This window comes from Pigmentiphaga litoralis (genome assembly GCF_048632615.1).
Lineage (GTDB): Bacteria > Pseudomonadota > Gammaproteobacteria > Burkholderiales > Burkholderiaceae_B > Pigmentiphaga > Pigmentiphaga litoralis_B.
The window spans coordinates 2938434-2959082 of the sequence record NZ_CP184479.1 but is presented as its reverse complement, the minus strand read 5'-3'; the positions used below and the strand labels follow the sequence as shown (position 1 = coordinate 2959082).

The 20649-nt window shown below is 64.6% G+C and carries 20 protein-coding genes and 2 pseudogenes; 6 read left to right on the top strand and 16 right to left on the bottom strand.

From position 1 onward, the window contains the following. Positions 1-15: 15 nt before the first annotated feature. Complete coding sequence (locus ACNANG_RS13320; protein ID WP_420223358.1) at positions 16-1170, top strand: alpha-hydroxy acid oxidase; 1155 nt, start codon at positions 16-18, stop codon at positions 1168-1170. A 26-nt stretch (positions 1171-1196) separates the two neighbouring features. Here the strand turns inward: ACNANG_RS13320 and ACNANG_RS13315 are convergent, their stop codons facing one another. Further along, entirely contained in the window at positions 1197-2105 is a 909-nt protein-coding gene (locus tag ACNANG_RS13315) for a LysR family transcriptional regulator (RefSeq protein WP_420223357.1), read from the bottom strand. 135 nt (positions 2106-2240) lie between these two features. Between ACNANG_RS13315 and ACNANG_RS13310 the strand changes: the two genes are divergently transcribed. Then, complete coding sequence (locus tag ACNANG_RS13310) at positions 2241-3299, top strand: ABC transporter substrate-binding protein (RefSeq protein WP_420223356.1); 1059 nt, start codon at positions 2241-2243, stop codon at positions 3297-3299. After that, positions 3296-4330, top strand: coding sequence for a Rieske 2Fe-2S domain-containing protein (locus ACNANG_RS13305; RefSeq protein ID WP_420223355.1), 1035 nt, complete (start codon positions 3296-3298; stop codon positions 4328-4330). Before ACNANG_RS13310 ends, ACNANG_RS13305 begins: the two co-directional genes overlap by 4 nt. Before the next feature lie 59 nt (positions 4331-4389). Here ACNANG_RS13305 and ACNANG_RS13300 read toward each other — a convergent pair whose 3' ends face one another. From ACNANG_RS13300 to ACNANG_RS13280, 5 genes are all read right to left on the bottom strand, one after another. After that, a complete protein-coding gene (locus tag ACNANG_RS13300; RefSeq protein ID WP_420223354.1) occupies positions 4390-5400 on the bottom strand; it encodes a Bug family tripartite tricarboxylate transporter substrate binding protein in 1011 nt (336 codons plus the stop codon). 42 nt (positions 5401-5442) lie between these two features. Continuing rightward, positions 5443-5946 (bottom strand): MBL fold metallo-hydrolase, encoded by a 504-nt coding sequence (locus ACNANG_RS13295; RefSeq protein WP_420223353.1) that lies wholly within the window; start codon positions 5944-5946, stop codon positions 5443-5445. After that, a complete protein-coding gene (locus ACNANG_RS13290) occupies positions 5943-6299 on the bottom strand; it encodes an MBL fold metallo-hydrolase (RefSeq protein WP_420223352.1) in 357 nt (118 codons plus the stop codon). The genes ACNANG_RS13295 and ACNANG_RS13290 overlap by 4 nt, the downstream gene beginning before the upstream one ends. Positions 6300-6474: 175 nt before the next feature. Next, positions 6475-7704, bottom strand: a complete 1230-nt coding sequence (locus tag ACNANG_RS13285) for a LysR family transcriptional regulator (protein ID WP_420223351.1) — start codon at positions 7702-7704, stop codon at positions 6475-6477. Between the two features lie 7 nt (positions 7705-7711). Then, positions 7712-8656: a helix-turn-helix transcriptional regulator gene (locus ACNANG_RS13280; RefSeq protein ID WP_420223350.1), complete on the bottom strand. Its 945-nt coding sequence runs from the start codon at positions 8654-8656 to the stop codon at positions 7712-7714. A 143-nt stretch (positions 8657-8799) separates the two neighbouring features. On the opposite strand from ACNANG_RS13280, the gene ACNANG_RS13275 reads away from it, so the two are divergent. Continuing rightward, complete coding sequence (locus ACNANG_RS13275) at positions 8800-9999, top strand: methyltransferase (protein WP_420223349.1); 1200 nt, start codon at positions 8800-8802, stop codon at positions 9997-9999. 173 nt (positions 10000-10172) lie between these two features. Here the strand turns inward: ACNANG_RS13275 and ACNANG_RS13270 are convergent, their stop codons facing one another. The 8 genes and pseudogenes from ACNANG_RS13270 to ACNANG_RS13235 form a co-directional block, all read right to left on the bottom strand. Beyond that, a complete protein-coding gene (locus ACNANG_RS13270; RefSeq protein ID WP_420223348.1) occupies positions 10173-10592 on the bottom strand; it encodes a type II toxin-antitoxin system VapC family toxin in 420 nt (139 codons plus the stop codon). Beyond that, positions 10592-10864 (bottom strand): type II toxin-antitoxin system prevent-host-death family antitoxin, encoded by a 273-nt coding sequence (locus ACNANG_RS13265; protein WP_420223347.1) that lies wholly within the window; start codon positions 10862-10864, stop codon positions 10592-10594. Before ACNANG_RS13265 ends, ACNANG_RS13270 begins: the two co-directional genes overlap by 1 nt. 116 nt (positions 10865-10980) lie before the next feature. Then, positions 10981-11988 (bottom strand): aldo/keto reductase, encoded by a 1008-nt coding sequence (locus tag ACNANG_RS13260; protein WP_420223346.1) that lies wholly within the window; start codon positions 11986-11988, stop codon positions 10981-10983. Continuing rightward, positions 11985-12413 carry a MerR family transcriptional regulator gene (locus ACNANG_RS13255; protein ID WP_420223345.1) on the bottom strand — a complete coding sequence of 143 codons (429 nt, stop codon included), beginning with the start codon at positions 12411-12413 and terminating at the stop codon, positions 11985-11987. Before ACNANG_RS13255 ends, ACNANG_RS13260 begins: the two co-directional genes overlap by 4 nt. 41 nt (positions 12414-12454) lie before the next feature. Continuing rightward, a complete protein-coding gene (locus tag ACNANG_RS13250; protein WP_420223344.1) occupies positions 12455-12991 on the bottom strand; it encodes a hypothetical protein in 537 nt (178 codons plus the stop codon). Next, positions 12988-14255: pseudogene (locus ACNANG_RS13245) on the bottom strand (3-isopropylmalate dehydratase large subunit). Before ACNANG_RS13245 ends, ACNANG_RS13250 begins: the two are co-directional and overlap by 4 nt. 27 nt (positions 14256-14282) lie before the next feature. Then, positions 14283-14908, bottom strand: a pseudogene (locus tag ACNANG_RS13240) (RraA family protein). A gap of 73 nt (positions 14909-14981) precedes the next feature. After that, on the bottom strand, positions 14982-15968 hold the full coding sequence (locus ACNANG_RS13235) for a Bug family tripartite tricarboxylate transporter substrate binding protein (RefSeq protein ID WP_420223343.1): 987 nt from the start codon (positions 15966-15968) through the stop codon (positions 14982-14984). Between the two features lie 66 nt (positions 15969-16034). On the opposite strand from ACNANG_RS13235, the gene ACNANG_RS13230 reads away from it, so the two are divergent. Further along, entirely contained in the window at positions 16035-16859 is an 825-nt protein-coding gene (locus tag ACNANG_RS13230) for a GntR family transcriptional regulator (RefSeq protein ID WP_420223342.1), read from the top strand. Between the two features lie 155 nt (positions 16860-17014). Next, positions 17015-18196: a glycerophosphodiester phosphodiesterase gene (locus ACNANG_RS13225; RefSeq protein ID WP_420223341.1), complete on the top strand. Its 1182-nt coding sequence runs from the start codon at positions 17015-17017 to the stop codon at positions 18194-18196. Between the two features lie 130 nt (positions 18197-18326). On the opposite strand, the gene cls is transcribed toward ACNANG_RS13225, so the two are convergent. Then, positions 18327-19763: a cardiolipin synthase gene (cls, locus tag ACNANG_RS13220; RefSeq protein WP_420223340.1), complete on the bottom strand. Its 1437-nt coding sequence runs from the start codon at positions 19761-19763 to the stop codon at positions 18327-18329. Positions 19764-19839: 76 nt separating this feature from the next. Next, on the bottom strand, positions 19840-20571 hold the full coding sequence (locus ACNANG_RS13215) for a class II aldolase/adducin family protein (RefSeq protein WP_420223339.1): 732 nt from the start codon (positions 20569-20571) through the stop codon (positions 19840-19842). Positions 20572-20649: the final 78 nt, after the last annotated feature.

Genomic DNA, 20649 nt, shown 5'->3' with positions numbered 1-20649 from the left:
CACTCTGGAATCGTCATGCCCGCCATTACCTGTATCGAAGACCTGCGCCTGCTGGCCAAGAAGCGCGTCCCCCGCGCGTTTTACGACTATGCCGACAGCGGCTCGTATACCGAGGGCACCTACCGCGCCAACACTGAAGATCTGAGCGCGCTCAAGCTTCGCCAGCGGGTGGCGATCAACGTCGATGAACGTTCGGTCGCCACGACCCTGCTTGGCCAGCCCGTGACCATGCCGGTCGCCATCGCGCCAACCGGCCTGACCGGCATGCAATGGGCCGACGGCGAAATCCTGGGCGCGCGCGCCGCGGAAGCCTTCGGCATTCCGTTCACGCTGTCGACCATGAGCATCTGCTCGATCGAAGACGTGGCGGCCGCCACCACCAAGCCGTTCTGGTTCCAGCTGTATGTGATGCGCGACCGCGAATTCGTGGCGTCGCTGATCCAGCGCGCCAAGGCCGCCAAGTGTTCCGCACTGGTGCTGACGCTGGACCTGCAGATCCTGGGGCAGCGCCACGAGGACATCAAGAATGGCATGACCGTGCCGCTCAAGATCACGATGGCCAACATCCTGGACGTCATGCGCAAGCCAGGCTGGGCGCTGCGCATGGCCGGGGCCAAACGCAAGACCTTCGGCAACCTGGACGGTTTCGTGAAAGACACCACCGGCATCAACAGCCTTGGCCAGTGGACCGCCAGCCAGTTCGACCCGACCCTGTCGTGGGACGACGTGGCCTGGATCAAGTCGCAGTGGGGCGGCAAGCTGATCCTGAAAGGCATTCTGGATGTGGAAGACGCGCGTATTGCCGCCTCGTGCGGGGCCGACGCCATCGTGGTCAGCAACCACGGCGGCCGTCAGCTCGATGGCGCGCTGTCCAGCATTTCAGCGCTGCCGGCCATCGTCGATGCGGTTGGCAATGACATCGAAGTCATGTTCGACGGCGGCGTGCGCAGTGGCCAGGACGTGCTCAAGGCCTGCGCCGTGGGCGCGCGCGGCGTCATGATCGGCCGCGCGTTCCTGTACGCGCTGGGCGCGATGGGGCAGGAAGGCGTCACCACCATGCTGAACGTGATGCGCAAGGAACTGGACGTCAGCATGGCGTTGACGGGCACCAAGAACATCCAGGAAGTCGGCCGGCATCTGCTGGTGGATACACGGCAACTGGGGGTCTGACTTAGCCGTTCGATTTTTGCGCGGATCTACCGGGCGTTGCCGCCCAGCAGCTGGTCACGAAACGCGGCCGCGGCCGGCGGCAGGGTCCGTCCCGGCGGCCGCAGCACCACCAGCGTTCGCGCGATCGCCGGCCGCCCGATAGGCTTCATGGCAAGGCCCAGCCAGTCGACCATGGGCTTGACCGCCAGCGTCAGCACCGACACCCCCAGACCTTCGCGCGCCAGGCCCACCATGGTCCAGGGCAGGGACACTTCGTATCGGTAATCGAGCCGCAGGCCTTCGCGAGCCAGCCGCTGGTCCAGGTGACGCCGCACCGGGTTGCCCGGCAAGGGCCCGATGATCGGTTCCTTGCACACATGACTCCACTCCACCGACTTGCGCGTGGCCAGGGGATGATCCTTGCGCATCGCAACGATGTACTGATCGGAGTAGAACGGCGTCGCAATCAATTCGGTGCGCTCGTCGGTCTGTGTCGCAATGCCCAGATCGGCGGCGCCGGTGCGAACCTGCTCGCGCACATGTTCCTCGGCAATGTCATGCACGGTCACGCTTACGCCCGGATGCCGCTGGGTGAACTGGCGCACGAGCGGCGGCAGCAGCAAGGTGCATTGCGCGCTGGGCGCGGCAACGGTGACGCGTCCCCGCTGCAGGGTGGCTGCGCTGCGGGCCCCGTCCATCAAGGCATCCAGATCGTGCAGCAACCGCCGCGCCGCGGGCAGCATCTCGGCACCAGTGTCGGTCAGCCGGCAGCCTCGCGTGTGGCGATCGAAGACCCGCGCGCCAATCGCTGCTTCCAGCTTGCCGATCGCGGCGCTGAGTGACGACTGCGACACGCCGAGCCGTTCAGCCGCCTTGGTGAAGTGGCCCACGTCGGCCACGGCAAGAAAGGCGCGGAATTCCGAGAGCGTTGGCGAGGAAGGTGAGGGGTGGGTCATTGCAAAAGGGACAGCCTGATGGCCCATCGATAGAACCGATCGATTAATCGGATTGTGCGTCTTCACCGATTGTCTTCAGGCCGGTAGCCTTGGTCAACCCCTTCCCGCCACGCGCTGCCATCAAAGGAACGACGCATGCCTCCCTCTCTGTTTTCCGCATTCTGGCGGCGCCGCATGGCGCTGCATGTGGCCGCAGCACTGGTCTGTGCCGCGACGGTCAGCGCCCTGCCCCAGGCGGCCCACGCGCAGACCACCCGCGTTCGCTTCACGCTCGACTGGCGCGTTGACGGCCCGGGCGCGATTGCGCTGCTGACCGAAGGCAAGGGCTACTTCAAACAGGAGAAGCTGGACGTGTCGATCGACGCGGGTGCGGGATCAGGGGCCGCCGTACAGCGCATCGCGTCGGGCACACACGACATTGGTTTTGCTGACATCAGCTCCGTGGTCGAGTACCTGGCATCCAACCCAGGCGGAGAAAAACTGCAGGCTGTGTATGTCTTGCTGGAGCGCGCGCCGTCCACGATTTTTGTCATGAAGAAATCCGGCATCGACACCCCGGCCGCCCTGGTGGGACGCAAGCTGGCGGCGCCTGTGTTCGACGCCGGCCGCAAGGCATGGCCCCTGTTCGCCAAGGCCAATCGTATCGACCCGGCCAGCGTGACCTGGCTGAACGTGGATCCGGCGATCCGCGAAACGCTGATGGCGCGCGGCGAAGTCGACGGCATCACGGGCTTCTTCTACACCAGCCTGCTCAATCTCGAAGCGCGTGGTGTCAAGGCGTCCGACATCAACTATTTCAGGTATGCCGACTATGGCGTGAACCTGTACGGCAACGTGGTGGTCGCGTCGCAAAAAATGATCAAGGAGAATCCGCAAGCGGTCGCGGCCTTCGTTCGCGCCTTGAATCGCGGCATCAAGGACACGGTGAAGGATCCCAAGGACGGTATCCGCTACGTCAAGCAGCGCGAAGGCATTATCGACCCTGCCGTGGAAGAACGCCGGTTGCGCTTTTTCCTGGACAACTTCCTTGCGACCCCACAGGTCCGGTCGGCCGGACTGGGCGTCGTGGACAAGGCACGGTTGCGGACCAACATCGTGCAGATCGTGGATGCCTATGGCTTGAAGCGCTACGTCAGCGCCGAAGACGTATTCAACGACGCGTTCCTGCCTGCCGACGCCGAGCGCAAGCTGTGACCGCGCCGGTTCCTTTTATCCGCGATGCCTGGTATGCCGTCGCCGCATCGACCGAAGTGGGCAGAGCACTGCTGGCACGCGAGATCCTGGGTCAACGCGTCGTCATCTACCGGACCGAAGCCGGACTGCCGGTGGTGCTGCGGGATCGGTGCGCACACCGGTTCGCGCCGCTGTCGATGGGCGAACGGGTAGGCGATACGGTCGAATGTCCGTACCACGGCATGCGTTACGCCCCAGACGGCGCCTGCGTGCGCGTACCCGGCCAATCGCGGATTCCGCCGGTTGCCCGCGTCACGAGCTATGCCACCCTGGAACGCTATGGGCTGGTGTTTGCATGGATGGATGAAACCGTACCGGCCGATCCGGCTCGGCTGGTCGCCATTCCGCAAGTCGAGGCGCCGGGCTGGGCGGTGTCGCGCGGCTACCTGCGCTTCGCGGCAAGGTGGACCAACATCCTCGACAACCTGGTGGACCCGGCGCACACGGGCTTCGTGCACAAGCGGACCATCGGCAGCCGAGGATCGGATGACGTGCCGATCACGGCCACCGACGAACATGGCGACGTGGTGTGCCGCCGCTGGGTGAATGGCGAGCCGCCGGTGCCGATGATGCAGCGTTTTCTTGGGCATGATCGGCCTATGGACCGGTGGCAGGTGTATCGCCTATCGCCGCCTTGCGTGTCGTCGGTCGACTTTGGCGCGGTGGAAGCCGGCCAGCCACACGATGACGCGGCCATGGATGCCGCGCCCTATCGCACCATCTCGTATGCCTTCCTGACACCCGAGACGGCGCACACGACGCACTACTTCGCGTTCCAGCTGCGCAACATTGCGGTCGACGATCCCGCCGTCACCCACGAGTTCGAGACCTTGTACCAGGCCACGTTCGACGAGGACCGGGTACTGCTCGAGGCGATTGAACGTGAAGAGATGGCCGATCCGGACGCAGTGCCGGTCATGCTGGCAAGCGACGCCGGCGTAGCGCGGCTGCGGCGGCTGTTGGCAAAGCGTGGGGCGTCAATGACTCGCTGAGCTGCAGTGCGGCGGCACGGCAGGCGCCGCGGGTCCGCCGGCAGGCAGGCACGGCGACGTTATTCGACCTTGACGCCGCCCTTTTCGATCACCGTCCGCCACCGCGCGATCTCGGTCACGATCAGCTTGGAGAAGACGTCAGGCGTGTTGGGTGTCGCCTCGGCGCCTTCGCTGGCCAGACGGCTCTCGATGTCGGGTGACGACAGCGACTGGTTGATCTGTTTGTTGAGCTTTTCAACGATCGCCCGGGGCGTGTTGGCCGGTGCGACGACACCGTACCACTGGTCGGCTTCAAAGCCGGCGTAGCCGCTTTCGGCCACGGTGGGCACGTCGGGCATCAGCTTGACGCGATGCGGGGATGACACCGCGATCGCGCGCAGCTGACCCGCCTTGATCTGCGCATTGACCGCTGGCACCCCCGTGAACATCATCTTGATGTGGCCCGCGAGCAGGTCGTTCACGGCCGGGCCGGTGCCCTTGTAGGGCACATGCTGGATTTGCGTGCCGCTTTGCAACTTCAGGTATTCGGTGGCGATGTGCGCGGCGCTTCCATTGCCGCCCGACCCATAGTTGAGCTGGTTGGGATGGGCCTTGGCGTAATCGACCAGTTCCTTCAAGGTCTTGGCGGGCACCGACGGATGCACGACCAGCACGTTCGGCACCCGCGCCACCCATGCCACCGCGGCGAAGGATTTGATGGGGTCATACGGCAGCTTGGAATACAGCGATGGCGTGACGGCCAGGGTGCCGATGTGGCCCATGAGCAGCGTGTAGCCGTCTGCGGGCGCCTTCGCCACCTTGTCTGCACCGATGCTGCCGCCCGCGCCAGGAATGTTTTCCACGACGACCGACTTGCCCCAGGCCAGGCTCAGTTGCTGGGCGATGGTGCGGCCCAGGATGTCGGTAGACCCGCCCGGGGTGAAGGGCACGATCATGCGCAGCGGCTTGTCGGGATAGCTGGCGGCGTCCTGCGCGCCAGCTGCGCCGGTCAGCAGCGTCATGGACACGACGGCAAGTGTCCGCAGCACCTGGCGCTGGCGTGAACGTGCAAGGGGAGTCGAAAAGGTCATGGGTGTCTCGAATGTCGTTGTCAAAATCAATAATCGGGCGCGTCAGAGCGTCAGCGGCTGGCCGGGCTTGGGGACGAGCACACGGATGTCGCTCTGGCCCATTGCGTCCTGGAACTGCGCGGCGGTGCCTGTCGCCAGGGGGTTCGTGCCGTAGTGGATCGGGATCACCACCTTCGGGCGAATCATGTCCTTCACAGCCCACGCGGCGTCGACCGGGTCCATCGTGAAAATGCCGCCGATCGGCACCAGCGCCAGGTCGGGCTGGTAGCGTTCATGGATCAGGCGCATGTCGCCGAAGGCCGCCGTGTCGCCCGCGTGATAGATACGGAAGCCGTTTTCGAGTTCGATGATCCAGCCGACGGGTTCCCCGCCTGGATGCGTCTCGTCCTTGCCCGTTCCTGGATTGCGCCACACATAGACCGATGAATGTTCGGCATGCACCGCGGTGACCTTGATGCCGGGCGCCGGCTGGACCGTGCCGCCCTTGTTCATGCGCGGCAGCATGGCCGGCGGCAATACGCCCAGCGTCGTCAGCGCCTGGCTCAAGTCCCCGGGGCGCGCAGCGGCACGTTGTAGCGCTGTGACAGCGCGGGCGCGTCGGCAATGTGATCGAAGTGGCCGTGGCTGACCAGCAGCACGTCGATCTTGCCGAAGCCATCCAGTTCCTTATAGGGCGACGGCGCGCTTGGGTTCGTTCGCAACCACGGATCAGTCACGATGACCTTGCCGCCCGGCGACGTGATCTTGAAGCCGGCCTGCCCGAGCCACACGACTTCAACGGGGCCGGACATCGTGGGCGTGGTCGGGACGGTGGGCACCGCCGTATGCGTCGGGGCGGCGCAGCCCGCCATCAGCCCGGCCGCCGCGACGGCGATCGTTGCGTTTATCCAATGTCTCATGCCTGTCCCCTGCTGATGTCATGTTCGTGCGTGAGCGCAGACGGGGTGATTGGCGGTCGCGTATCGAGCAACCACGGTCTGGTGCTGGCACGTTGAAGGTGGACAGTGAGTATAAGGAGCACTCGCCACGCCGCGCCGCCTTGAGCCTTGCACCCTGCGGCGCAAGCGTTGCGTTCTACTTATTAGCAGTCGCTTCGGCCGCCGCCTGCCGCAAGGATGCGAGCACCTGCGCGCATGCCGACGATGCCAGCGCATCGCGCCGCTGCGCGATGCCGATCGCGCGCTCGGTCCCGGCAAAGGGGCCGCACGCAGGCACCAGCAAGCCGCCCTCCATTTCCGCCCGCACCTGCAACGGCGAGACCAGGGCAATGTGGTCGCCGGATAGCAACACCGAACGCACCACGGCCGTGCTGTGCGCCTGCAACGAGACGTCGGGCGGGGCCACGCCGGCCTCGGCAAACAGCCGGTCGAACGCCCGCTGCGCGGGGGTGCCGGGCAAGGCGCCGATCCACGGGTAGGCCACCATCTGCTTGAGCTGGGCCACGACACTGCGACGACGGCGGCCAGCGAGCAGAGGGTGCCCCGCCCGCACCACCGCCACGAACCGGTCCACGAACAGGACTTCTTCCATCAGGTCCGGCGCGGCCACCGCGCCCCGCAACGGCCCGACCACGAAGTCGATATCCGCCGCCCGCAACATGTCGATCAGCGCGTCATAGGTCCCGTCTTTCACGGCCAGGCGCAGGTCCGGCTGCGCGGCAAGCGCCAGCGCCGCCGCCCGCGGCACCAGCACGTCGCCTGCCATCGGCAATGATCCGATAGATACATGCCGACCCGTCAGCCCACGCCACCGAGCCAGTTCTTCATGTCCGATGCGGATCTCGGCCAGCGCCTGCTGCGTGTGCTGCAGCAACCAGCGTCCCGACTCATTCAGCCGCGTGCCGATCCGGGTGCGCTCGAACAACTGCACCTTGGCCAGGTGTTCGAGCCGGCCCAAGGCCTGGTGCAATGCCGACTGCGACATGCCCAGCGCGACGGCCGCCGCGCTCTCTGTCAGGTGCGTGGACCGCGCCGCCAGCGCCTGCAATGAGGTATCACTGACCAGCCGCGGCAACGCCGCCACCGAGGCCGGCGCCCCACGCACCTGCAGGCCGTCCGCCGCCGCGCGCAGCACGTGCAGGGCCCGCGTGACCCGCATCGCCAGCACCTCGCCTGCGGCGGTGGGCAGCACCCCGCGCGCACCGCGATCGAACAGACGGATGCCCAGCGTCGCCTCGGCACATGTCACCGCGCGCGAAACCGACGATGACGATTGATGCAAGGCGCGCGCGGCGCGCGTCACACTACCGGTTTCGGCGACGGAAGCAAGGGTGCGCAAGATGCGCAGCGGGACGGTGTCGGTCATGGGGGCATTATTGCCGTTTGCCGAACACCGTCTTCGGCGTCCTGCCGAAATACTCGGTAAACGCCGCGCTGAAATTGCCAGGATGCGCGTAGCCGACCTGCCAGCCCGCTTGCGCGACCTGGCATCCCGTCTCGAGCAGCGTCCACGCACGCTGCATCCGCAGGTCATGCAGCAGCCGATGCGGCGTCGTCCCGTACCGGCGGCGAATCCCGTCTTTCAGTTTGTATTCGCTCAATCCCGCGGACAGGCATAGGTAGGCGATCGTCAGCGGACGGTGCAGTTGCGTCTGCATGAGTTGGTGGACATGCTCAATTTTTTCCAGATCCCGCCGGCTCAAGCCCGCACGGTGTGAAGGTGGCTGTTGCACGCCACGCATAACCTCGGCAAGCAGGCTCAGGGCGGAGATGTGCAGGTCGATGGGTACGCCGTTCGGTTGTGCCACCTGATGCTGCAGGCGGGCGGCATGGGCGGCAACCGCCTCGGAGGTCTTGTGGAAGGCGCGGAGCCGGACGCCCCTGTCGGACCCGCGTGTCGGCCACGCATCCGGACCAAAATAGCGCGCCATGGCGGTCTGGTCGACGCGTAGCCGCAAGTGCGTGACCGGCGTGCCGGATCGGTAGCGCCGCTCACCGGCGCTGCGGCAAAAGGTCGATATCGTCGTATGTCCGGCCCTGAAGCCAAGAGTGGATCCGTCATCCCCTCTGTATTCCGACTCGCCGGTCAGTGCCACCACGATCGCCAGGGCACCCGCTTCGTCTGGATAGGCGCTTTCTTCGACAAGATCGCTGCGGGGCTCATACCGCGACCGCACAAGCAACACACCCGGTTCGAGCAGGCGGTAGTCGGTGTGGCACGCGCCAGCTTCCCTGGGCAGTTGGCGCCGCGTCCAGCCTGCTGGCGTCTGCCTGCCACCGGACAGTTCGATGTCGGCTGCGCGAATGCGATATGTCATGGCACGTTCCTCGACCCCATGTTGCTCGCGATCGTCCGGTCGCCAAAGGGAATAGACATTTCGCCGGACCGCATAGATATTTCAATGATTCTCATTCGCACTTTAACGGAGAATGTTTTCTTCTGAACTTGCGAGGTTTCCTCATGACCCTGTCTCACGTGGCCGATTCCCACGCCATGCAACCTTATTGGAATGTCCTGTTGGCATCAGTGCAGGCGGATGCTCTGCATGTGGCGCTGGAGCTGGGCGTTTTCTTCTTCCTTCCGGCGGCGCCTCGCGCGCGAAGCCTGGCGTCGCTGATCGATACCGACGCCGCCGCGACGCGTCATTTGCTTGATGTGTTGTGGAGCATGGGCCTGGTCAGTCGACGGGCCGACTCGGCATCCGGTGGCACCGATTATGTGTATGCGCTGGAGGCGGTGGCGTCCGAACATTTCGTGCGCACGTCGCCACGCTTTTGCGGGGACGCATGGACGTATCGGCTGACGTCACTGCGCGAGGCCGGTGCAGGATTGCGCGGGCGCTTGCAACCGCCCGTCGCTGACGAGATGAATTCGGCTTCGACCGGCGTAGCTTCGACCGGCGTGGCTTCGACCGGCGTGGCCTCGACCGGCGTGGCTTCGACCGGCGTGGCTTCGAACGAGGCTGCTGCCACAGGGCCGGCGTCGAACCGTATGCCACCGGCATCTTCACCGCCTGCGGCACGCGCCGCGATGGGTGCGGTGTGGGCCGGCGCGGCGCGTGCGCAGATCGGGCAGGAGCAACGCGCCTTCACCGCCGATGCCGCATGCCGTGTCATGGCGCGCGTTCCGGTCATGGCAACCGCCACCCGCCTGCTGGACCTGGGCGGTGGGCCGGGTTGGGTGGCGATCGAGCTGGTCCGGCAGCATCCGCAACTGCAGGCGGTGGTGTTCGACTGGCCCGAAACCGCAGCGGTGGCTCAAGAGAACATCATCTCTGCCGGGTTGGAAGAGCGGCTGGCAGTCATCGGCGGCGACCTTGCCCATGACGACATTGGCACCGGCTACGACGTGATCTGGTGCGCTTCGGTATTGCACTTCGTACCCGACCCTGCAGCCGCGCTGCGCCGAATACATGCGGCATTGCGGCCGGGCGGCGTGCTGGTATGCGCGCAGGCGGAGGTCGGCGCGACACCCCAGGAAGCCGTCAAGGTGCTGCCCTACTACCTACACATGATGATGTCGGGCCGGCATGTGACCGCTGCAGGCAACATGGCGCAGGCCCTGCACGGCGCCGGCTTCACGGTGGTCGACAGCTTCGTGGCACACGATTTTCCGATGGCGCCGTTGACCGTCTGGATCGCCACGCGGGCGGCTGCGTGAAACCGCTATGCGTTGACCGATCCGATTCGTATGCCCATGCTGGCAAGCGACGCCGGCGTGGCGTGGCTGCGGCGGCTGTTGGCACAGCGTGGGGCGTAGATGACTTGCCGAAGCCGGCTGCGACATGCCCAGGGCTGCCGGCCTCGGCAACGGCGGCAAGTCAATCATGGAGATCAGACCGGGCCAGTGTGCTCCCAAGGGTTGATCAGTTTGACTCCCGTATGAGCAAAGTCATCGACGTTGCGCGAAACAACGGTGAGCCCGCCTTCCAGCGCAATTGCTGCGATCATCGAATCGCGAAACGACTTTGGATTGGGCACGTGCATGCGAGCACATGCCACTGCGGCGTCATCACTGAAGGGCAGGACCCTGCCCCGGAACGTGGCTTTCACGGCTTCCAGCCACTGCCTGATGCCGCTGCCCTGGTTGCGACGCTCCAGTTGCAGAACTCCAAGTTCCAGTTCGTATACCGTCACACTGGTCAGGTAGTGAGAGCTCAACGCAGTGCTTGCTGCCCAGTCGAGAACCGCAGCAGAGGGATTCGGCTTGCCGTTCCGAAGCTCGGAGATGACGTTGGTATCGAGCACGAACATTAGCGGTCGTCCTCATCGAACTGGGCCGCACTGAAGTGAACTTCCATACGCGGGGCATCGAAATCGACGTGCTCACTTTCGATGGCTTGCATTGCTTCAAGCAGGCTTGGCTCGGGCTTGCCGGTGGTCGATCTGTAGTAATCGGCCACTGTCTGCAACACAAACCTGGGTTGACCACGGTCTGTGATGAAAACCGGTCCCTCTGCCGCCGCCCGTTTCGCTGTCGCCAAGTCGCGAGCAAAATCACGTGCGGATATAGTCGTAATGGTCATTGGCGCCTCCACTCGCGCATCACACGCGGCCGATGTCAGTATGTTATGACAGAGCTGACGAACCCGTCAAGAATCCGGAGTATTGCTGTCCTCCCCGACGAAGGTCGATCGACGCGCTACGCGTTGACCGACCCGATAAACGCTTCCGGATATCGCAGGCCTGCCGCCACCCCGGGCGGGAAGGCATCGTTCAGCGCCTTCAGATCCGCCGCGTCCAGCGTCACGGCCAGCGCGCCGACGTTCTGGTCCAGGTACCTGCGCCGCTTCGTGCCGGGAATCGGCACCACATCATTGCCCTGTGCCAGTACCCAGGCCAGCGCCAGCTGCGCCGGCGTCACGCCTTTGGCAGCGGCCAGGCCCTTGACGGCGTCGACCAGCCGCAGGTTGTCGGCAAAGTTGTCGCCCTGGAAACGCGGCGCGGACGTGCGGCGGTAGTCGTCGGCGGGCAGGTCGTCGGGCGTGGCGAACGCGCCGGTCAGGAAACCCCGGCCCAGCGGCGAGTAGGCGACGAAGCTGATGCCATGTTCGCGGCAGGCTGCCAGGGTGCCGGTGGTTTCCGGGTCACGTGTCCACAGCGAATATTCGCTCTGCACAGCGGTGATGGGATGCACGGCTACCGCGCGGGCGATGGTGGCGGCGGACGCCTCGGACAGGCCCAGCCAGCGCACCTTGCCCGCCTGGACCAGGTCAGCCATGGCGCCAACGGTGTCTTCGATTGGCACGGTGGTGTCGACGCGGTGCTGGTAGTACACGTCGATGTGGTCGACGCCCAGCCGCCGCAGGCTGCCTTCGCAACTGGCGCGCACATAATCCGGATGGCCGTTGAAACCGCGCGCGGCAGGATTGGCCGGATCGCGCACCAGTCCGAATTTGGTTGCAAGAATCACCTGGTTGCGGCGATCAACGATCGCCTTGCCGATCAGTTCTTCGTTCGTGTGCGGGCCGTAGGCGTCAGCGGTGTCCAGGAAGTTGACGCCAAGGTCCAGCGCATGATGCAGCGTGGCGATGGACTCGGCATCGTCGCGGTCGCTATAGAAGTCGCTCATGCCCATGCAGCCCAGGCCAATGGCCGAGACGGTGGGGCCGTTACGGCCCAGGGTACGGGTAGGAAGTGTCGAGGTCATGCTGCGGATCTCCGGGAAGGGGAACAGAGGGGGACGTCTGCCGCGCCGGGCGCGTCAGGGGCTTTCAAGGCTGCATAGCCGCTGATCTTCGCGCGGATGCGGGCGAGGGTATCGGTCAGGGTGTCGAGGTCGGCTTCGACCCGCCGGGCATGGTCTTCGAGCAATGCCTGGCGCTCGGATACGGATTCGGGAGTGGGGCCTTGCCGCAGCAGTTCGGCATACCGCTGCATGTCGCGCATGGACATGCCGGTTGCCCGGAGCCTGACCAGGAATTCGATCCAGCGCAGGTCGGCGTCCCCATAGCGGCGCGCACCGCTGCGGCGCTCGACGGGCGCGATCAGGCCGATCTGTTCGTAGTAACGCAGGGTTGTGGCGGTCAGGCCCGTGGCGGCCGCCGCCTCTGCAATGCTAAGGAATGTCGTCATGGGCGTAGCGTACGACTTCGAGTGCACTCGAAGTCAACTGCCTACGTTGGACGCTGCGCCAGTTCCGGATGCCGCCGCAGATGGTCCCGCAGCAATCCCTTCATGCCGCCGTTTTCGATCATGCCGCGCACAGCGGGCGCCACCCCGGCGAACTCGCGTTGCTCGTTCGTCGAAACGTTGCGCACCGTGCCTTCAAGAAAGTCGACCTCGATCTTGTCTCCGTTCTGGACGAAGGCGGTGATCCCGGGGCACTCGATCAAGGCGGGGAGAGCAAGCGCGACGACACCCTGGAAGGCACGCACCGGCATGGACTCGCAGACGATCGACAGCCCAAGGGCTTTCATTGCAATGAGGCCGGCATTGTGTGCCTTGCCGGACAGGAAGTTGCGTCCGGCAACAATGAGGTCGCCAGGCTGAATGCGGTCTTTCAGGGTCGGGTCCAGTTCGGCAAACAGATGGGGAATCAATTGCTCGGGGTCGGTGGTCCTTGAAAGCACGATGTCGAACGCCATGACCGCGCCGTCATGCGGAACGTTGTCGCCAAGTACGTGTGCGGTGCCGCGTCGTGTCCAGTTCATGCGTGCGTTCCTTGTTCGACGTTCGCCGCGCTGGGATCGGCAATGCGGCCCTGGATGGCCGATAGGGTGACGGTCAGCGGGCTGCCAAGGAAGCACTGCGCATCCTTTGCGCCCATGCGGCCCGCGCCATTGGTGGCGGCGGTGGAGATGGACACCTCGCCAGGTCCGACCGGACCGCCTACCCCACCGGCACACGGCCCGCACCCAGGCGGCAACAGAATCGCGCCCGCGTCGAGAAAGCGCTGCGTCACCCCTCACGCGCCATGCGCTTGGCGACTTCCACCGTGCCCGGCGTCACGATGAACCGTACGTCGGGCGAAACGTGATGGTTCGCCAGCAGATCGGCGGCGGCCTTGAAGTCATCGAACATTCCCGACCCACAGGCGCCGAGGTAGGCATGATCGATTCGTTGACCCTCTGCCTGATCGACATCGACCGCCCGGTCCGGCCCGCCTGGCAGCGCGACCTGGGGTTTCAGGTTGGACACATCAAGCGTCAACCGGTTTTCATAGGTGGCGTCGATGTCGCTGACGGGCCATGCGGGATCGTGGGCCTGTCCCGTGGGGGACAGCGGCGGAAACAGAATGTTGAGCACGCCGATCTCGGTCAGGGTGTTGCAGAGTGCGATACGGGACGACAGAGGCAAGGCGCTGCAGAAGTCGCCACCGAACTCGACCACCCGGTAATCGAAGTCGACGCCAAGCCGGCCCGACGTGAGTTCGCCGGAGAGCCAGAAGCCGATGTCGCGGGGGTGGACACCGGGCGCCAGTTGCCCTTGCAGATCGATTCGCAAGGTATGGGGTACCACGGTCCACGACGTCCCGGTGCCCAGCACCGACACCACGTTCGGGCCGACCCGCATGGCGAACGCCCCGATCGCGCCAAAGTTGGTGCAGTGCGCGTCGTAGGCGAACAGGAACATGCCGGGCCGTACCAGTCCGATCTCCATGGGAAAGAGATGCCCATGCCCACCCTGACCGGCATCAAAAAAATGACCTACTTGCCATTCGCGGGCGATGCGCCGGTTGGCCAGCCCCTGCTGAATGGATTGCGGCGTGGTGTAGACGACCTGGTGATCGGTCACGAAAACGACGCGTTCCGGGTGAGTGATCCGGCGATAGCCAATGTCGCTGAGCTGGGCATGCGCGCTTACGATGTAGCCATCGTGGACGATGACGAGTTCAGGATCCGGGAGCACGATGTCGCCCGGCTTGACCACCGGCACGCCGCTGGCACGCGCCAGGATTTTTTCTGCGAGGGTCATGCCCATGCGTGACTCCTTCCGAAATGTTCAGGGTTTGTTGGCAACGGCTTGCGCGTAAGACATGCCTTGCCGAACCAGGGTATCGGCTTCTTTCTCGAAAGCCAGGCGGGCGCGCAAGCTGGACTCGAGAGCCGGAAAATGGTCTTGCGCGATGACGACCACGCCGTCATCATCGGCGCAGATGAGATCGCCCGGCATCACCGCCTGTCCGCCGATGGTCACAGGCACCCCGCGTTCCGCTGCCGGCTCCTTGCGACCGCCCCGAACACTGACCCCCGCGCGAAGACCGGAAATCGCAACGCGCGCATTTCCGCCACGTCCCGCACATAGCCATTGGTGACACAACCGGCAATGCCGCGCAGTTGGGCCGCCAGCGACCCGGTGCCGCCGAAGGCACAGGTGCCCGCGTCGTAGCCCACGTCGATGACCAGCACTGATCCGGGAGGCGCATGGTCGATCGATGCGCTGATGCCGCCACTCCGGTTGGGATGGGCGCGCACCGTGAACGCCGGACCCACGCACAGCACATCGGGCACAAGCGCTGCAATGACCGGGTCCACATCGCCCCGTTTGCCGATGGACTCATAGGCCGCAGCGGCTGAACCGGTCTTGAGCAACGCAATCAGCGAATTGAGAAGGTCGGAATCGTTCATGAAAATGTCTCGGTCGGCGGCGCATTGAAAGGCAGTGACGGGGAGCGCCGGTGTTGGGTCAGGCGCCTGTGCATCAGTCCAGACGAATGTTGACTTCCTTGGCAACGCGACTCCATTTCTGCCGTTCGCTGGCGATGAAGGCCGCAAATTCCGCCGACGTATTCGGGACGGGAATGACGCCCTGCCCACGCAGTTGCCGGATCACATCGGGTTGCGCAAGCACGGCCGAGATCTCGCGCTGAAGCTTGTCGATAATGGGTTGGGGCGTGCCCGCTGGCGCGATGAATCCATTCCAGTCGAGTACCGCATAGCCTTTCAAGGTCTCGGCAACGACGGGCGTTTCCGGAAACTCCGCCACGCGCGACGCGGCGGTCAGGCCGAGCGCTCGCAGTTTGTCGGCCTTCACGAGGGGCCAGGCAGCGGGCTGGCCGCCAAAGGTGATGGCGACGGACCCGGCGGCCACAGCCGTCAAGGCGTCGACCGCGCCCTTGAATGGCACATGGGTCAATGAAATGCCCGCCTGCGTCGCAAAGTATTCCCCCGCCATATGCGATGCCGTGCCGTTGCCCGCGGAGGAGAACGTCAACTTTCCAGGATTGGCCTTGGCCGCGGCAACGACATCGGCAACGGTTTTGTAAGGGGAGGACTCCGACGCCACCATCAGCAGCGGCGTTTCGACCGACTGCATGATGGGTACGAAATCCTTTACCGGATCGTAGGGGAGCTTGGCATACACGCTGGGGTTGATCGTCAAGGTTCCGATGTGCCCGATGCCCAGGGTGTAGCCGTCTGGCGCCGCCTTGGCGATAGCACCCATGCCAATGACGCCACCCGCCCCGGCGCGGTTTTCCACGACGAAGGACTGACCCAACCTTTCAGTCAGATGCTGCGCGACCAGCCGCGTGGTGGCATCCGGCGACGATCCCGCGCCATGCGGCACGATGATGCGCACGGCTTTATCGGGATAAGCCTGTGCAACGGTTGACATCGGAAAGGCGGCACAGGCCACGAGCGGAAGGACGGCCGCAAGGCGGGCAAACAGCGGGCGGATCGAGGACATGACAGGTCTCCATCAAGGCGAAACGCGTGGACGCGTTTTCGAGTTGTCTTACAAAACGCCATCAATGTGCCACGCAAAGCGGGTTTTATCAAATATTGTCTGACATTAGTGAAAACTTGGAAACGATTTTCCGGCCGTCCCCGCTACAATGGCGGCCAACCCTGCCCACTGCCAATGACACCTCCCATCGTTGACTTCGTTTCCACATTGAACGAACACAGCCCGCTGTCTGACAATCTGCCGTTGATCAGCCGGATTCGTGATGCGATCACTGAAGGCGTGTACCTGCCTGGAGACAAGCTGACCGAGCGTCAGCTTTGCGAACATTTCGCAGCAAGCCGGCCCTCGGTGCGCGAAGCCATCAGGCAGCTAGCCGGCGAAGGTCTGCTGGACGTGGCGCCGAATCGCGGGCCCGTCATCCGCACCATCGATCGGGAACAATTCCTGGAATTGCACGAGGTCCGTGTCGCACTGCAGAAACTGGCTGCAGCGTCGTTCGCGCTGCGCGGCACGCCTGCGCACATGGATGCCTTCGAGTCTTGCATCGACGCATTCGAGGCCGCCCTGGCATCGCGTGAGGTCCCCCGCATCCGGGCGAGCAAACATCAGCTGTTCGAGGCGTTTGCGCTCGGCGCGGGCAACGAGCCGCTTGCGGTATTCATCCGACAGATCAATGCACGCCTTGGCTTTCTGTGGTCGTCGTCCATGAATCATCCGAAGCGTCCGGCCGAAAGCGTCGATGAATTCCGACGCCTGCTGCTCGCCATTCGCGAGCGAGACGCGGAAGCGGCTCAGGCTGCGATCGTCCTGCAGAATCAGCGGGCACGCGCGGTCGGTCTGCATGCTGTCGAGCTGCTGTGCACGGCGCAGCGGTCGCAATCTGCCGGATGACGCGGGCCTAGAGAACCGCGGGCCGCGTCGGCCGAATGCGTTTTTCAGGAGTCATGCCACCGCCCTGTCATGCAGAATCGTCACACTCGACCTGCTCGCGCAATCCATCGGATCACGCACCTGACGTTCACACAACATCTCGAACAGGCGGCTCCATGACCTTTCTTTCATCCTTCACCACCACCAGCAAGCTGGCGCTTGGCATTGGCGCGTCGCTTGTCACCCTGACCGCCTGCGGCGGCGACGACAACGACGACAGCAAGAACTGGGAAACCAGCGGCGCGAACTGGCCGCCGGTACCTACCGTGGTGGCCCATCGCGGCGCGTCGGCCCTGCGCCCGGAACACACGCTGGAAGCCTATCGCCAGGCCATCGAAGACGGCGCCGACATCATCGAACCCGATCTGGTCATCACCCGCGACGGCGTGCTGATCGCCCGGCATGAAAACGCCATTGCCATCCTGAATGCCGACGGCACCGTACGTGAAGCCACGACCGACGTCGTCGACCGCCCGGAATTCGCGTCACGCAAAACAACCAAGACCATCGACGGCACCGCGATCACGGGCTGGTTCACCGAAGACTTCACGTTGGCCGAGATCAAGACGCTGCGTGCCCGCGAACGTATCCCGGCGATCCGCCCGGGCAATGTCCGCTACGACAATCAATTCGCCATCCCGACCTTCCAGGAAGTGATCGATCTGGCCCGCACGGAATCCCAAAAGCGTAACCGTACGATCGGTGTCTACCCGGAGACCAAGCACCCGACGTATTTCCAGAGCATCGGCAAACCGCTTGAAGCGCCGCTGGTGGCGGTGCTGAATGCGAACAAGCTGACGACGCGGGATGCGCCCGTGTTCGTGCAGTCGTTCGAAGTGGCGAACCTGCAGCAGCTGCGGACGATGACGAATGTGCGTCTGGCGCAGCTGATTTCCGACGGCGGCCGGCCTTATGACTTCATTGCAAAAGGCACGGCCGAAACGCGTTCGTACGCCGACCTGGTCACGCCGGCCGGCCTGCAGGCGATCAAGTCATATGCCAATGGCATTGGCCCCTACAAGACGCTGGTGATTCCGGTGGTCAACGGCGCGCTGGGATCGCCAACGGCCCTGGTGGCCAATGCCAAGGCTGCCGGCCTGCCCATGCACATCTGGACGCTGCGCCCGGAGAACAGCTTCCTGCCCGCGAGCTTCAAGAAAGCGCCGGTGGCCGACGCAACCGTGCGCGGGGACAGCGCGGGCGAGATCACCGCATATCTGCGCGCCGGTGTGGATGGCATCTTTACCGATGATCCTGCCGTGGGCCGTCAGGCCGTTGATGCCTTCCTGAAGAAGTAAGCCGGAAAGTACTTGGCAGACCGAGGTAAGACGCCGATCTGCCGTATCAACGTCCGGTCGTCCGGATGTTCGGATATCTGGAGGTCTGGATGTCCGGTTGTCGGGACATCCTGCTGTCCTGCTTTCCGGCCTACAGGATCGGCGCAAACAACCGCGCCACGTGCATCGCCACCTTGCGCAGCCGCGTCAGGCCCGCGAACTCGTCGGCAGCCACCTGTCTTGCATGGGCGAAGTCCACCAGCAGCATGGCTTCGACCTGCGACGCGAACGCCGGACTGACCGTGAGCACGTTCAATTCGAAGTTCAAGCGGAACGACCGGTTGTCGAGATTGGCGCTGCCGACCGACGCGGTGTCGTCATCGATCAGCATGACCTTCTGGTGCATGAAGCCGGGCTGGTAGCGGTAGACCCTGACGCCGGCATGTACCGCTTCATACGTGTGGAACAAGGATGCCTGGAACACCGTCAGGTGGTCGGGGCGTGACGGCACCAGCACGCGCACATCCACGCCTCGCAGCACGGCCAGGCGCAAGGCGGCGCTGACAGCCGAGTCCGGCACGAAATACGGCGACGCCAGCCACACCCTGCGCTTGGCGGCGTGAATGGCCTGCACGAAAAACAGCGAACAGGTTTCCTGCGCGTCGGCTGGCCCGCTGGCCAGGCCCAGACACAGCATGTCGCCGGCCTGTTCCATGGACGAACGCACGGCCGGCAATTGCTGCGTCACCCAGTACCAGTCTTCACTGAAGGTGCGCTGGATCTGGCCGATGACCGGCCCGCGGATGGCAACATGGGTATCGCGCCAGGGCGCCAGCGGCGGCTTTTCGCCCAGGTATTCGACGCCGACATTGTGGCCGCCCACGAAAGCCTGGCGGCCGTCCACCACCACGATCTTCCGGTGGTTGCGGAAGTTCAACTGGAAACGATTGCGGAATCGGCGAATCGAGAACGCATGGATTTCGACGCCGCCAAGCCGGAGCGCCTCGATGTAGCCGCGGTCCAGCGAATGGCTGCCGATGCCGTCATACAGGAAGTAGACCTTGACGCCTTCCGCCGCGCGCGCCAGCAGGGCGGCTTGCAGCGCCATGCCGAGCCGGTCGCTGCGCACCACGAAGAACTGGATCAGGATGTAGTCGCGGGCGGTGGCTATGGCATCGAGAATTGCCGAGAAGGTGGCGTCGCCGTCCTTGAGCAGATGCACATCGTTGCCCGCGACAAAGGTTTGGCCGATCAGCTTTTCGACCGCGCGGTAGCGGTTCAGCGAGGGGTCCATGGCCGGGTGATGCTGCTCGCGAAACGACAGCAGCACCGGTTCGTTCGCGTTGAGCCCGCGTGCGGACCGGCGCGCGATCTCGAACGTGGCCTCGTCCACGTAGCCCGCAAAGTGCGTGCGGCCCAGGAACAGATAGGGAATCAGGGTGACGTAGGGGACCGCCACCAGCGCAACGGCCCAGGCGATCGCTCCCTGCGATGTCCGGGTGTTCATGATCGCGTGCCCCGCCGCGAATATGCCTGCGATGTGAATGGCGGCCACTTCCAGGCCGACCGAAAGCCATTCCAGGGTCATGGACCGATCGCCCCCTTTGCCTCTTGCTGTGAGTGGCAAGCGTAACCCAAGCTTCCGGGCAGGGCGGGGGTTGGCGTCAGTCCGCGAAGGTCGGGTCCAGTTTGTAGGCCAGGCGCATGCACGCCGCCCAGTCCTTGGCGCCCGTCTTCTCGGGATCGTCGAAGTTGACCTGCGATGCACCGAACGCGGCCACCTCATCCGGGATCAGCGTATAGGCGGCGCCGCCCGCCAGCGCGGCGATCTGGCCGCGGCACGCGAATTCCAGGTAGTGGTTGTCGACGAAAGCCTCGGGCAAGGTGCGGCCGCATACCAGGGCCCCGTGATTGCGCAGCAGCATGGCGCGATAGCCTTCCAGGCTGTTGATGAGCGGTTCGCGCTGCGACATGTTGAACTCGTAGCCACCAAAGGTGTGATATCCGAGCCGTTTGTGGAATTTGACAGCATGCTGATTGATCATCAGCAGACCGTGCTCCTGTGACGCGACACCGATGTTGGCGGTGGTGTGCGTGTGGAAGATGGCGTTGAGGTCGGGCCGCGCCTGCATGAGGCCGGCATGGATGACCAGCGCGCCGCCCGCAAGGCGGGGCAGGTCATCCTTGACCGGCCGGCCGTCGAAATAATACTGGCCGAGTGACGACGCGGTCACTTCGCCAAACATCATGTCGGTGGGTTTGATGAGCAGGGTGTCGGGCGCGGTGGGTACCCGCGCCGACAGGTGGTTGTAGGTCAGGTCGTCCACGCCGTGATGGGCCAGCAGGCGGTAACAGGCGGCAAGCGCAATCCGGGTGGCGCGTTCTTCTTCGGTCATGGACGGTCTCCGTGTATGAAGTGGGTCGACTCAAGTGGGTCGACGATGGGGGACAGCGAATGAGGCCCCGGCCCAACT

Coding starts and splice junctions, on each gene's coding strand:
- ACNANG_RS13320 (WP_420223358.1), top strand. CDS start 16: ATGCCCGCCATTACCTGTATCGAAGACCTGCGCCTGCTGGCCAAGAAG.
- ACNANG_RS13315 (WP_420223357.1), bottom strand. CDS start 2,105: ATGACCCACCCCTCACCTTCCTCGCCAACGCTCTCGGAATTCCGCGCC.
- ACNANG_RS13310 (WP_420223356.1), top strand. CDS start 2,241: ATGCCTCCCTCTCTGTTTTCCGCATTCTGGCGGCGCCGCATGGCGCTG.
- ACNANG_RS13300 (WP_420223354.1), bottom strand. CDS start 5,400: ATGACCTTTTCGACTCCCCTTGCACGTTCACGCCAGCGCCAGGTGCTG.
- ACNANG_RS13290 (WP_420223352.1), bottom strand. CDS start 6,299: ATGAGACATTGGATAAACGCAACGATCGCCGTCGCGGCGGCCGGGCTG.
- ACNANG_RS13285 (WP_420223351.1), bottom strand. CDS start 7,704: ATGACCGACACCGTCCCGCTGCGCATCTTGCGCACCCTTGCTTCCGTC.
- ACNANG_RS13280 (WP_420223350.1), bottom strand. CDS start 8,656: ATGACATATCGCATTCGCGCAGCCGACATCGAACTGTCCGGTGGCAGG.
- ACNANG_RS13275 (WP_420223349.1), top strand. CDS start 8,800: ATGACCCTGTCTCACGTGGCCGATTCCCACGCCATGCAACCTTATTGG.
- ACNANG_RS13270 (WP_420223348.1), bottom strand. CDS start 10,592: ATGTTCGTGCTCGATACCAACGTCATCTCCGAGCTTCGGAACGGCAAG.
- ACNANG_RS13265 (WP_420223347.1), bottom strand. CDS start 10,864: ATGACCATTACGACTATATCCGCACGTGATTTTGCTCGCGACTTGGCG.
- ACNANG_RS13260 (WP_420223346.1), bottom strand. CDS start 11,988: ATGACCTCGACACTTCCTACCCGTACCCTGGGCCGTAACGGCCCCACC.
- ACNANG_RS13255 (WP_420223345.1), bottom strand. CDS start 12,413: ATGACGACATTCCTTAGCATTGCAGAGGCGGCGGCCGCCACGGGCCTG.
- ACNANG_RS13250 (WP_420223344.1), bottom strand. CDS start 12,991: ATGAACTGGACACGACGCGGCACCGCACACGTACTTGGCGACAACGTT.
- ACNANG_RS13235 (WP_420223343.1), bottom strand. CDS start 15,968: ATGTCCTCGATCCGCCCGCTGTTTGCCCGCCTTGCGGCCGTCCTTCCG.
- ACNANG_RS13225 (WP_420223341.1), top strand. CDS start 17,015: ATGACCTTTCTTTCATCCTTCACCACCACCAGCAAGCTGGCGCTTGGC.
- cls (WP_420223340.1), bottom strand. CDS start 19,763: ATGACCCTGGAATGGCTTTCGGTCGGCCTGGAAGTGGCCGCCATTCAC.
- ACNANG_RS13215 (WP_420223339.1), bottom strand. CDS start 20,571: ATGACCGAAGAAGAACGCGCCACCCGGATTGCGCTTGCCGCCTGTTAC.